Raw genomic sequence first — 12,645 nt, 5'->3', positions numbered from 1 at the left:
CGCCCGTGGAGGTGGGGGGAACCCTGACGCCTTGCGCATGACCGCGGTGGTGGGGGTGGCACGCACGCTGACCGGTCCGTGGACGGGTATCGACGGACAGTACAGGCAAGATAGACCAGCAGCGCTCCCGGAAACACTGTTTCTGCCGGTAATTCTGTGAGGCACGTGAGCGCCGGGAGCGGCTCGGGCTCAATTTCTTATGAATGCGGGCGGCGACTTTTGTCGCCCCCGGCCAATGTCCGCGCGGTGCGGGCGCCGTGTGGTCGGCATTCGCTCGGATGTTCCCCTCCTGGAGGATTGCCGGAGGAGGGCACCGGGTCCGGACGGTGCCGGTGGCTGGTCCATACCTGAAGGTCAGGGCGGGTTGACGAGCCGGGGCGCGCTAAGTGACAAATCGTGAAGGCCGTTCTGTGAGGCCGCTGACAGACTTTTGCGTCCGTGTTTTGGATGGCCGGTTCGGTGTGTGCGGTGTATTGCGGCGCCTGGCTACTCGCACGTAATGTCGCGGCCGTTCGAGCGCCGTCAGGTGAACGGCCGATTCCGAAATCCGTCAGGAGTGGGGCAATGAGGGCTTCAGCCGATTCGCGCGCCGCCGCAAAGGGCGTCGCACTCGGTGTGCTCGTCCTCGCCGCGTCCCTGTCGCCGGCCTCGGCGTCGGCCGGGAAGGGGCGGCCCCCGGCGGTCGCGGCGGACTACTCCTGCGCCGCCGCCGGTGCGGAGGCGGAGGACGGCCGACAGCGCGTCCGGGTCGTCTTCGACGGCCGGTTCCCGGACCGGGGGCGAGCGGGAACGGCGGTGCGCGTCGGGGAGTTCACCGTACGGCCGGAGCTGACCGGCGAGGCCGTGCGCGCCCTGCTGCCGGCCGGCGCCACCGCCGTGTCCGGGACGGCGCGGCTCGCGGCGGACCTCGCGCTCGACGGCCGGGGGAGGACCCGGGCCGACTGGTCCGGACTGGTCACCGCGCGCACCCCTCTCGGTGCCGAGGGCGGTGCGGCCCCGTCCTTCACCGGCGCGCTGCCGGAGCTGACCGCCACCCGGGCCGGGCATCTCACGCTCACCGCCGGGGAGTTGGCGCTGACGCTGGCGGTCGAGGCCCCCGGACCGGAGGCGGGTGCGGGGCCCCTGGCCGCCGCCCCGGTCGAGCTGCGGTGCGCCCCGCTGCGTACCCCCGGGCCGCGCCTCGCCTCCTGGGAGGTCACCGCACCGGCGACGACGGCACCGCCCCGGGCTCCTGTCGATGCGTCCCCCGACCCGGACCCCACCGCGTCAGGCGCCCCCGCCGCCGAACCGCCGGTCCGCGCCGCGCGGGCCCCGGGCAAGGCCCCGGACTGCCCGGTGGAGCCGCCCGAGGGCGAGCTCGACCCGGCGCGGCTGCCCAAGCCGCCACCGGGGGCGATCGAGGGCGGCATCGGCGGCTCGCTCTGCACCGTCCCGGTGGGCTACGCCACCGTGCGCAAGCAGCACGCCGCGATGATCGTCAACGACCCCCGCAGGGCACCGGGGCTGATGCACCTCAGCCTCGGCAAGCGGACGGTGTCCACCCCCGACGGCTCGTACACCGAGTCGGACTCCCTGGGCATCCTGCACCTGCCCGACGCCGACTCCACCTTCCTCACCTTCGGCTTCCAGCCGGTGTCCGCCAGGGTCACCTTCGAGCCGGACCCGGTGACCATCGTCAACATCCTGCGCGGCGGCCGGCAGACCACCACCGTGGGCTACTGGCAGCATCTGCGCATCCACCGGGTCCGGCTGGGCGGCGTCCCGCTGGACGTCGGCCCGCGCTGCCGCACCGCCCGCAAGATCGACACCTCGCTCTCGGGCGAGTACCCCTTCCTCACCGGCGGGCTGCTGACCGGCAGCATCACCATCCCTCCGTTCACCGGCTGCCGCACGCCCTCGGGCGAGGACCTGTCGCGGCTGTTCACCGCCGCCATCTCGGGCCCCGGCAACACCCTGCGCATCCAGCAGGGCGGCCTCACGGGAGGAGGCGCCTCACCCCCCGTGCCGCCGCTGCCCAGTCGCTGACCCGCAGGCCGGTGCCGAGGGGCGCCACCGACGGGAGAGCCGTGAACAGAGCCGAACCAGGAGAGCAGATGGGAATCGCAGTGGAGGTCGAGGGGCTGACCAAGTCCTTCGGCCGGCAGACGATCTGGCAGGACGTGACGCTGAACCTGCCGCCCGGCGAGATCAGCGTCATGCTCGGACCGTCCGGCACCGGCAAGACCGTCTTCCTCAAGGCCATCGTCGGTCTGCTCCGCCCCGACCGCGGCCGGGTCCTGGTGAACGGCGTCGACATGGCCAACAGCCCGGAACGGGACATCTTCGAGGCCCGCAAGCTGTTCGGGCTGCTCTTCCAGGACGGCGCGCTCTTCGGCTCGATGAGCCTCTTCGACAACATCGCCTTCCCGCTGCGCGAGCACACCAGGAAGAAGGAGTCGGAGATCCGGCGCATCGTCATGGAGCGCATCGAGCTGGTCGGGCTGGTGGGCGCGGAGGGCAAGCTGCCCGGGGAGATCTCCGGCGGGATGCGCAAACGCGCCGGACTGGCCCGCGCGCTGGTGCTCGACCCGCAGATCATCCTCTGCGACGAGCCGGACTCCGGGCTCGACCCGGTGCGCACCACCTTCCTCTCCCAGCTGCTGGTGGACCTCAACGCCGAACTCGACGCCACCATCCTGATCGTCACCCACAACCTGGAGATCGCCCGGACCGTGCCCGACAACATGGGCATGCTCTTCCTGCGCCGGCTGGTCACCTTCGGGCCCCGCGAGGTGCTGCTCACCAGCGACGAGCCGGTGGTGGAGCAGTTCCTCGGCGGGCGGATGGCCGGGCCGATCGGCATGTCCGAGGAGAAGGACCAGGCCGCCCTGGACCGGGAGGCGCTGGCCGGGCCGCTCCCCGAGCGCACCGGGGCCCGCGAGGTCGTCCCGCAGATGCGGCCCAGCGCGGGACTGCCCGAGCGCCAGGCCGTACGGCGCAGGCGCGAACGGGTCCGGGGCCTGCTGCACACCCTGCCCCCGGCGGCCCGTGCCGCCGTCGAGGCCGACCTGCGGGCCGAGGACCGGGACACCGCGGTGTACGCCGTCCCGCACGCTCCCAAGGACGGCCGGGGCACCCCGCCCACGGCCCGTACCGCCCTGCTGCCCCGGTTCGGAAGGCGGCGGCCGTGAGCGCCCCCACCACCCCGCGCCCCGCGCCCGGAGCGCCACCGCCCCGGCCGCCGCTGAAGGTGCTCGAACCGCTGCGCGAGACCGGCCGGCTGTTCGCCCTGGGCGCCCAGGTGCTGCGGCTGATGTTTAAACGCCCGTACCACCCGCGGGAGTTCGTGGAGCAGTTCTGGTTCATCGCCAGCGTCACCATTCTGCCCGCGATGCTGGTCACGATCCCCTTCGGCGCGGTCATCGCGCTCCAGGTCGGCTCGCTGCTCCAGCAGTTCGGCGCCCAGTCGTTCACCGGCGGGGCCAGCGTGCTGGTCATCATCCAGCAGGCCAGCCCGCTGATCGTCTCGCTGCTGATCTCCGGTGTCGCGGGCTCCGCGATCTGCGCGGACCTCGGCGCCCGCACCATCCGCGAGGAGCTCCAGGCCATGGAGATCATGGGCGTCTCGCCGGTGCACCGGCTGGTGGTTCCCCGGGTGCTCGCCGTCACCCTGGTCGGCGTCCTGCTCAACGGGCTGGTCTCGGTGGTCGGCACGGCCGGCGGCTACTTCTTCAACGTGATCATGCAGAACGGCACCCCGGGCGCCCATGTCGCCAGCTTCTCCGCGCTCGCCCAGATCCCCGACCTGGTCATCAGCGAGATCAAGGCCCTGGTCTTCGGCTTCATCGCCGGGGTGGTCGCCGCCCACCGCGGCCTCAACCCCAGGGGTGGGCCCAAGGGGGTCGGCGACGCGGTCAACCAGTCCGTGGTCTTCACCTTCCTTCTGCTGTTCTTCGTCAACATGGTGCTGACCGCCCTGTATCTGCGCCTCGTCCCGGCGAAGGGGCTGTGAGCGCCATGGCCCTGAGTCAACGCCTCGTCCCCGGCCGCCTGTTCGGCTGGCTGGACCGCGCCGGTGACGAGGTCACCTTCTATCTGACCGCCCTGCTGTCGGTGCCCCGGGCCGTGCGCCGCTACCCCAAGGAGATCCAGCGGCTGCTGTCCGAGGTCGCCCTCGGCTCCGGCGGGCTGACCGTCATCGGCGGCACCGTGGGCGTGATGGTCGGCATCACCGTCTTCACCGGCACCGTCGTCGGCCTCCAGGGCTACGCGGCCCTCAGCCAGATCGGCACCGACGCCTTCACCGGCTTCGTCTCCGCCTACTTCAACACCCGGGAGATCGCCCCCCTGGTGGCCGCGCTCTCGCTGTCCACCACGGTCGGCGCCGGCTTCACCGCGCAGCTCGGCGCGATGCGGGTCAACGAGGAGGTCGACGCCCTGGAGTCGATGGGCATCCGCGCCGTCCCGTACCTGGTCTCCACCCGGATCGTCGCCGCCACCGTGGCGATCGTGCCGCTGTACGGGATCGGGCTGCTCGGCTCCTATCTGGCCTCCCGCCTGGTCACCGTCGCCTTCAACGACCAGTCCACCGGCACCTACGACCACTACTTCGCGCTCTTCCTGGTCCCCACCGACGTGCTGCTGTCCTTCCTCAAGGTCATCGTCTTCTCGGTGCTGGTGATCCTGGCCCACTGCTACTACGGCTTCCGCGCGGCCGGCGGGCCCGCCGGGGTGGGGCTCGCCGTCGGCCGCTCGGTGCGCACCGCGATCGTGCTGATCAGCGTGACCGACTTCTTCCTCAGCCTGGCCCTGTGGGGCGCCACCACCACGGTGAAGGTGGCCGGATGAACCCGCCCGTCGCCACCCCGCCGCGCCTCGTGCCCCCCATCGCCCCGGCGCCCCCGCGCAGGCGGCCCTCGGAAGCCCGTGTCCGTATCCGCCGCCGGCTGGCCGGGGCGCTCTACCTCCTCCTCCCGCTCGCCCTGATCTGGCTCTCCCTCGCCGTCTACCACCGCGACTTCGAGACCAGCGACCGGGTCACCGTCGAGAGCGGAACCGCCGGCAACGAGATGCACCCCCAGGCCGACGTCAAACTCCGCGGGGTCGTGGTGGGGCGCGTGGAGCGGATCGACACCCGGGGCTCCGGGGCCCGCCTCACCCTCGCCCTTCAGCCGGGGGTGCTGCGGCGCGTCCCCTCCGACGTCACCGCGCAACTGCTGCCCACCACCCTGTTCGGACAGCGGTATGTGGCCCTGGTGCCCCCGGCCCGCCCCTCCGGCCGCCCGCTGCGGCCCGGCGCGGTCATCCCGCCCGACCGCAGCCGCAACGCCGTGGAGCTCCAGCAGGCGCTGAACAACCTGCTGCCGCTGCTGACCGCCGTCCGGCCCGACCGGCTCTCCGCCACCCTCACCGCCGTCTCCCAGGCCCTCGACGGCCGGGGCACCCAGCTGGGCGCCACCCTCACCCGGCTCGACGGCTACCTCCGCAAGCTCAACCCCGAACTGCCCCACCTCAACGCCGACATACGGGAGTTCGTGGAGGTCAGCCGGTCGTACGAGGAATCCCTGCCCGGGATCGTCGACGCCCTCTACGACGCGACCACCACCAGCGCCACCCTCGCCGACCAGCGTCCGCGCCTGGCCGCCCTCACCACCTCGGTCACCGCCTCCGCCCAGAGCCTGGACAGCTGGCTGCGGGGCAACCGGGCCAATCTGATCCGGCTCACCGCCACCGGCCGGCCCACCCTGGAACTGCTCAGCCGGTACGCCCCGGCCTTCCCCTGCACCCTGAAGACCCTCGCCGACTTCGTCCCGGCCATGGACCGGGCACTCGGCAAGGGCACCGCCCGGCCCGGACTGCATGTCGATGTGACGGTCCTGCCCGGCCGGGGCGCCTACCGGCCCGGCACCGACCGCCCCCGCTACGAGGCCACGGGCGGCCCGGCCTGCTACCCCGTCCCGTACGGCGGCCCGGCAGCCGCCTCCCCGAGCACCCCGGCGACCGTCACCACCCCGCAGGGCGGCCTCGGCATCCCCAACTCCCCGCAGGAGAACACCCTTGTGAACGAGATCCTCCGGGCCGGCTCCGCCTCCGGGGCCGCCGCCCTGCCCGACTGGTCCAGCCTGCTCGCCGGGCCCGTGCTGCGCGGCACCGAGGTGAGGCTGAAGTGAACCGGGCACGGCTGACCGGGCCGCTCGTCAAGTCGGCGGTCTTCGTCCTCGTCACCATCCTGGCCACCGGCACCCTCGCCGTCAGCGTCAGCAACTCCGGCACCGGCCCGGGCCCCACCTACAAGGCCTGGTTCACCGACGCCACCGGGCTCGTCCCCGGCGACTCGGTGCGCATCGCCGGGGTCACCGTCGGGCAGGTCGACTCGATCCAGGTCGTCCAGCAGCGGTACGCCCAGGTCGCCTTCCACATCGAGCACGGCCGCGTCCTGCCGGGCACCACCACCGCCGCCATCAAGTACCTCAGCATGGTGGGGCAGCGGTACATCTCCCTGGACCGCGGTGCGGGCGTCCCCGGCCCGGCACTCAGCCCCGGCGCCACCATCCCGCTGCGCCGCACCCAGCCGGCCGTGGACATCACCCAGCTGTTCAACGGCTTCCAGCCGCTGTTCCGGGGCCTGTCCCCGGCCGACACCAACCGGCTCGCCGCCTCCCTCGTCCAGGTGCTCCAGGGCGAAGGCCCCACCGTGAGCAGCCTGGTGAGCACCATCGGCTCGCTCACCGGCACCCTGGCCGCCAAGGACACCGTGATCGGCGAGGTCATCGACAACCTCAACGCCGTGCTGGCCACCGTCACCACCCATGAGTCCGGCTTCACCGACCTCATCGACACCCTGGACCAGCTGGTCGCCGGACTCGCCGAGGACCGCGCACCCATCGGGGAGGCCGTCAGCGGCATGGCCGCGCTGACCACCAGCACCGCGTCCCTGCTCCACGAGGGCCGGGCACCGCTGAAGCAGAGCATCGACCAGCTCGGCCGGCTCTCCACCAACCTCGCCGACAACGCCCCGGTCATCGAGCGCTTCCTCCAGCGCACCCCCGGCAAGATGGACGCCCTCACCCGGCTCACCTCCTACGGCTCCTGGCTCAACCTCTATCTCTGCGAGGCCCGGGTCAGCGGGGTGGCCACCAACGACGGCAGCCCGCCGCCGACCGGCATCGCCCTGAAGGACCAGAGGTGCCGCCGATGAGCGCACCCCGGCGCAGGAGGAATCCCAGGAGCTGGTGGAAGCGGCGGCAGGGCAACCGGCCGCTGGTCGAACGACACCCGGCGGCCATCGCCGTGGCCGGCCTCACCGCGATGGCCCTGATCGGGTTCGGCGTCTACCACGCGGACGCCCTGCCGATCACCGGCGGCGGCACCGCCTACACCGCCGACTTCGGCGAGTCCTCCGGCCTCAACCCCGGCGACGACGTGCGCATCGCGGGCGTCAAGGTCGGCAAGGTGGACACGGTCGCGCTCGACGGGCCCAAGGTGAAGGTGGCGTTCACCGTCAAGGGCGCCTGGGTCGGCGAGGACAGCACCGTCGCCATCGGCATCAAGACCCTGCTCGGCTCCAAGTACCTGGCCGTCGACCCCCGGGGCGCCCGGGCGCAGGACCCGGCCCGGCGCATCCCGATCACCCGCACCACCTCCCCGTACGACGTGCTGGACGCCCTGGACGGCCTGGGCAGCACGGTCGGGGAGATCGACAGCGCGCGGCTGGCCGAGAGCTTCACCGCCGTCTCCGGCGCCTTCCGGGACACCCCGCCGCATGTCGGCCGGGCGGTCAAGGGGCTGGCCGAGCTGTCCATGACCATCGGCAGCCGCGATGCCCAGATCGGCGAGCTGCTGAGGAACGGCAACGCGGTCACCCGCACCCTCGACGGCAAGAAGGACCGGCTGGCCTCCCTGCTCGGCAACGGGCGGCTGCTGCTCGCCGAGGTCAACGACCGGCGGGCGGCCATCGCGAGCCTGCTCCGGGGCGCCACCGACCTCGGCACCGAGCTGACCGGCCTGGTGGGCGAGAACAACGCCACCCTCGGGCCCGCCCTGGACGCGCTGGACCGGGTCACCGCCGTCCTGGTCGCGAACAAGAAGGGGCTGGACCGGATCCTCGCCAAGGCCGGCCCGTACTACCGCCTCCTCGGCAACGCCCTCGGCAACGGCCGCTGGATGGACAGCTATCTCTGCGGCCTGGTCCCGAAGTCCTATCTGCCCGAGGGCACCCCGCCCCGCCGCGGCTGTATGCCCCCGCCGTCCACCTCCTGAGCCGTCCACGTCCTGAGCCGCTCACGTCCTGAAGGGAGCGAGGCCGATGCAGAAACCGCCCTGGATACGCCGTCCCCACCCGCTCGCACTGCTGGCCACCGGCCTCGCCGTCGTCCTCACCGCCGCGGTGCTCACCGCGGTGCGGACCCTCGGCGAGGACACCACCCGGATCACCGCCTACTTCGAGCGGACCGTCGGCGTCCACCCCGGCTCCGATGTCCGCGTCCTCGGCGTACGGGTCGGCAGTGTCGCCTCGGTACGCCCCGAGGCCCGGCGGGTGAAGGTCGAACTGGAGGTGGACGAGGGCGTGCGGATCCCCGGGACGGTACGGGCCGTGGTGGTCGCGCCCAGCGTGGTCTCCGGCCGCTTCGTCCAGCTCGCCCCCGCCTACAGCGGCACCGGCCCCACCGCCGACGACCGCACCGTGATCCCGGTCGCCCGCACCTCCTCGCCCCTGGAGGTCGACGAACTCGCCAAGAGCCTCACCGAGTTGTCCGACGCGCTCGGCCCGAAGGGGGCCAACAAGGACGGCGCCCTGGCCGAGCTGGTCGCCACCGGCGCCAGGAACCTCAAGGGCAACGGGGCCGATCTCGGCGCCAGCATCCAGCAGCTCGGCGGCGCCTCCAAGGTCCTCGGCGACTCCGGCGCCGACCTGGCCCAGACCGTGCACCAACTCGCCGGAGTCGTCTCGGTGCTGAAGGAGCACGACACCGACGTACGGACCGTGGAGCGGCAACTCGCCGATGTCACCGGCTTCCTGGCAGGCGAGAAGGCCGACCTGGCCGCCGCCCTGCGGGAGCTGGGCTCCGCCCTCGGCACCGTCTCCGGCTTCCTGCACGAGAACCGGGCCCGCCTCACCAAGGACGTGGGCCGGCTGGCCACGCTCACCCAGTCCCTGGTCGACCAGCGGGTCTCCCTCGCCGAGGCCCTGGACACCCTGCCCCTGGCGGCCGGCAACGTCGAGAACGCCTACAACCCGGCCACCCGCACCATCGACGGCCGCGCCGACATCCGCGAGGTCAGCGCGCTGCCGCTGCCCGCCGCCGAGACCTACGGCCCGGCCCGGACCGAGGGGCGCCCATGAAACCCCGTACCGCCCGGATCTGCCTCGCGGGGGCCGCCGCCGCCCTCGCCACCGGCCTGGTCCTCACCGCCCGCGCCGGACTGCCCGGCCTCCCCGGCATCGGCACCCTCCCGCTGCCCGGCGGCGCCGACCTCGGCCCGCACCCCTACACCGTCACCGCCGTCTTCCGGGACGTCACCAGCCTCTACCCGCAGTCCGCCGTCAAGGTCAACGACGTCCCGGTGGGCCGGGTCCAGGAGATCACCGTCGACCGCGACGACTGGCACGCCCGGGTCACCCTGCGGATCAACGGCGAGGTGCGGCTGCCCGAAGACGCCTACGCCACCCTGGAGCAGTCCAGCCTGCTCGGCGAGAAGTACATCGAGCTGTCCGGCCCCGGCGGCCTCACCCCCCGCCCCGACCTGGACATCCGCCAGGCCGCCGACACCCGGGAAGCGGCCACCGGCCGGCTCGCCGACGGCGACACCATCCCGGTCGCCCGCACCAACCGCAACGCGGAGGTGGAGGAGGTCTTCGGCGCCCTGTCGATGCTGCTCAACGGCGGCGGCATCGGCCAGCTCAACACCATCAGCCGGGAACTCGGCCAGGCGCTCGACGGCAACCAGGACACCGCCCGCTCCGCACTCCGCCAGGTCTCCGTCCTGGCGAAGAACCTGGACGCCCACAAGGGCGACATCACCCGGGCCCTCGACCACCTCAACACCCTCTCCGCCACCGTCTCCGCCCGGGACCAGAAGGTCGGCGCCGTCCTCACCCGGCTCAGCCCCGGACTGAAGGTGCTCAAGGAGCAGCGCGGCGGACTGGTCACCATGCTCAAGGCCCTGGACACCCTGTCCGCCACGGCCGTCACCACCCTCGACCGCACCCAGGCCGACCTGGTGGCCGACCTCCGCGCCCTCGCCCCGACCCTGCAACGCCTCGCCGACGCCGGGCAGTCCCTGCCCGACGCACTGCAGGTGCTGGTCACCTATCCGTTCACCGACGAGGTGCTCACCGGTGTCAAGGGCGACTACCTCAACGTCTACCTCCGCAGCACCGCCCCGCCCGGCACCACCATCCTCCCGGCCCATGACACCGCCGCCACCCCCGGCACCGTTCCGCTGCCCTCCGTACCCGCGCAGGGAGGCGGCACCCCGTGATCACCCGGCTGACCCACCTCAAGAACCTCGCCTTCCTCCTCCTCGGCGCCGTGGTCCTCGCCTATATCGGCGTCCACTACGCCGACCTCGGCCGCCATGTCGGAGCCTCCGGCACCTACACCGTGCTGGTCGAACTCGACCGGACCGGCGGCCTGTTCGACGGATCCAACGTCACCTACCGGGGCGTGGACGTCGGCCGGGTCCGCACCGTCCGGCTCACCGACCAGGGGGTGGAAGCGGAACTGGCCATCGACAGCGCCACCCCCCGTATCCCCGCCGACCTCACCGCCGAGGTCGCCGACCTGTCCGCCGTCGGCGAGGACTACCTCGACCTCGCCCCGCGCACCGACCGGGGCCCCTATCTGCGCGACGGCTCCCGGGTGCCGCGCGGCCGCACCACCACCCCGGCCCCCATCACCGACCTGCTCACCAGCGTCACCGCACTGTCCAGCTCCGTCCCCGCCGGCGAGCTGCGCACCGCGGTGGACGAACTGGGCAAGGCCTTCTCCCACCAGGGCCAGAACCTCCAGGTCCTGCTGGACAGCGGCAGCCGCTTCCTGCACTCCGCCGACACCGCCTTCCCCGACACCCGCCGGCTGCTCATCGACTCCCGGACGGTGCTCCGCACCCAGGCGGAGAGCTCCCGGGCGCTCGCCGACTTCGCCGACGGCGCCCAGCAGCTCGCCCGTACGCTCAAGACCTCCGACGCCGATCTGCGCCGGCTCATCGGCGACGCCCCCGCCGCCGCCGAGCAGGTCACCGCCCTCCTCAAGGACACCGACCCCGGGCTGAGCGTGCTGCTCGCCAATCTGACCACCACCTCCGAGCTGTTCGTCACCCGGCGAAGCGGCGTCCGCGAACTGATGGTCCGGCTGCCCCGGGTGGCCGCCAAGGGCGCCACCGCGATCACCGGGGCGGGGGTGAAGCTGGGCCTGGTCACCACCTTCTTCCAGCCGCTGCCCTGCACCACGGGCTACGGGGGCACGCCCCACCGCAACGGACTGGACACCTCCACCGGACCCGTCAACACCTCCGCCGCCTGCACCGCCCCACCCGGCGGCGGGCAGAACGTCCGCGGCTCGGCCCAGGCCCCGCGCGGCGGCGTCCCCACCCCCGCCCGGCCCGGCCCGGGTGAGGGGAGCCCCCGATGACGGCCCGCCGCCTGCTCCGTACCGTGATCCTCCCCGTGGCCCTCGCCGTCTGCGGCTTCTCGGGCTGGCGCCTGCACCAGGCGCTCACCGACCCCGGCACGGCGGCCGCCCGGGCCCGGGACAGCGCGCTGGCCGACGGGCGGAGCCGTATCGCCCGCCTCAACTCCGCCGACCCCGCGCGGGGCGGTGCCGATCTCGACGCCTGGCTGGACGCCACCACCGGCCCGCTCCACCACGAGTACCGCCGGCTGCGCGACCAGCGGGCCGCCGCTCCGGCCGAGTCCGGCACCGCGACCACCGCCCGGGTCACCGACGCGGCACTCACCTCACTGGACGAGCGCGCGGGCACCGCCCGCATGATCGCCACCCTCCGGATCGAGGCCGCCGCGCGCGGCGGCGAGCGCACCGCCGACCGGGGACGCTTCGAAGCCGTCCTGGCCCGGACCGGCGACGGCTGGAAGCTCACCTCACTCTCCGCCGTCCCGGTGAGCCGACCGGAGGACGCATGGTGACGGCCCCGATCGCCGAGTCGGGCGTACGGCGGTGGTGGGCGCCGGTCCTCGCCGCGCTGTTGCTCGCCTCCTCCGCCGCCCTGCTGCTCACCGCGCAGCGGTACGGGGCCGGGGCCCGGGCCAACACCGCGCTGACCGACGCCACCGCCACCGGGCAGGTGCAGGACGCCGTGGAGACCAGCCTCACCCGGGTGTTCAGCTACACCCCGGCCACCCTCGACACCACCCGGGAGGCGGCCCGCGGGCTGCTGGACGGGGCGGCCGCCCGGCAGTACGAGGCGCTGTTCGCCCAGGTCGACCGGCGCGCCGCCGACCAGCGGCTGACGCTCACCACCCGCGTGGTCCGCAGCGGTGTGCGCCGGGTCTCGGACGGTACGGCGGAGGTGCTGGTCCTGCTGGACCAGCGCGGCTCCCGCCCCGGCGAGGAGGCCACCGTGGTCGCCGCCCAGCTGTCGGTGACCGCCCGTCTGGACGGCGGCGGCCACTGGCGGATCACCCGGATCACGACACGATAGGCGGTA

12 protein-coding genes are annotated in these 12,645 nt (G+C 73.3%); all 12 read left to right on the top strand.

Going from position 1 to position 12,645, the window contains the following annotated elements; genetic code table 11:
- Positions 1–564: 564 nt before the first annotated feature.
- Entirely contained in the window at positions 565–2,025 is a 1,461-nt protein-coding gene (locus M1O15_RS25265) for a DUF6801 domain-containing protein (RefSeq protein ID WP_248636461.1), read from the top strand.
- A gap of 68 nt (positions 2,026–2,093) precedes the next feature.
- On the top strand, positions 2,094–3,170 hold the full coding sequence (locus M1O15_RS25260) for an ABC transporter ATP-binding protein (protein ID WP_248636460.1): 1,077 nt from the start codon (positions 2,094–2,096) through the stop codon (positions 3,168–3,170).
- Positions 3,167–3,991 carry an MlaE family ABC transporter permease gene (locus M1O15_RS25255; RefSeq protein WP_248636459.1) on the top strand — a complete coding sequence of 275 codons (825 nt, stop codon included), beginning with the start codon at positions 3,167–3,169 and terminating at the stop codon, positions 3,989–3,991. The genes M1O15_RS25260 and M1O15_RS25255 overlap by 4 nt, the downstream gene beginning before the upstream one ends.
- A gap of 5 nt (positions 3,992–3,996) precedes the next feature.
- Entirely contained in the window at positions 3,997–4,827 is an 831-nt protein-coding gene (locus M1O15_RS25250; RefSeq protein ID WP_248636458.1) for an MlaE family ABC transporter permease, read from the top strand.
- Positions 4,824–6,149: an MCE family protein gene (locus M1O15_RS25245; RefSeq protein ID WP_248636457.1), complete on the top strand. Its 1,326-nt coding sequence runs from the start codon at positions 4,824–4,826 to the stop codon at positions 6,147–6,149. The genes M1O15_RS25250 and M1O15_RS25245 overlap by 4 nt, the downstream gene beginning before the upstream one ends.
- On the top strand, positions 6,146–7,177 hold the full coding sequence (locus M1O15_RS25240) for an MCE family protein (protein WP_248636456.1): 1,032 nt from the start codon (positions 6,146–6,148) through the stop codon (positions 7,175–7,177). The genes M1O15_RS25245 and M1O15_RS25240 overlap by 4 nt, the downstream gene beginning before the upstream one ends.
- Entirely contained in the window at positions 7,174–8,238 is a 1,065-nt protein-coding gene (locus M1O15_RS25235) for an MCE family protein (protein WP_248636455.1), read from the top strand. The genes M1O15_RS25240 and M1O15_RS25235 overlap by 4 nt, the downstream gene beginning before the upstream one ends.
- A 46-nt stretch (positions 8,239–8,284) precedes the next feature.
- Positions 8,285–9,322, top strand: coding sequence for an MCE family protein (locus tag M1O15_RS25230; protein ID WP_248636454.1), 1,038 nt, complete (start codon positions 8,285–8,287; stop codon positions 9,320–9,322).
- Positions 9,319–10,461, top strand: a complete 1,143-nt coding sequence (locus M1O15_RS25225) for an MlaD family protein (protein WP_248636453.1) — start codon at positions 9,319–9,321, stop codon at positions 10,459–10,461. The genes M1O15_RS25230 and M1O15_RS25225 overlap by 4 nt, the downstream gene beginning before the upstream one ends.
- Positions 10,458–11,612, top strand: a complete 1,155-nt coding sequence (locus tag M1O15_RS25220) for an MlaD family protein (RefSeq protein WP_248636452.1) — start codon at positions 10,458–10,460, stop codon at positions 11,610–11,612. Before M1O15_RS25225 ends, M1O15_RS25220 begins: the two co-directional genes overlap by 4 nt.
- Positions 11,609–12,124, top strand: coding sequence for a hypothetical protein (locus M1O15_RS25215; protein ID WP_248636451.1), 516 nt, complete (start codon positions 11,609–11,611; stop codon positions 12,122–12,124). The genes M1O15_RS25220 and M1O15_RS25215 overlap by 4 nt, the downstream gene beginning before the upstream one ends.
- Positions 12,118–12,639 carry a hypothetical protein gene (locus M1O15_RS25210; protein ID WP_248636450.1) on the top strand — a complete coding sequence of 174 codons (522 nt, stop codon included), beginning with the start codon at positions 12,118–12,120 and terminating at the stop codon, positions 12,637–12,639. The genes M1O15_RS25215 and M1O15_RS25210 overlap by 7 nt, the downstream gene beginning before the upstream one ends.
- Positions 12,640–12,645: the final 6 nt, after the last annotated feature.

The organism is Streptomyces lichenis, assembly GCF_023218175.1.
Classification (GTDB): Bacteria; Actinomycetota; Actinomycetes; order Streptomycetales; family Streptomycetaceae; genus Streptomyces; species Streptomyces lichenis.
This window is presented reverse-complemented; position numbering and strand designations above follow the sequence as displayed.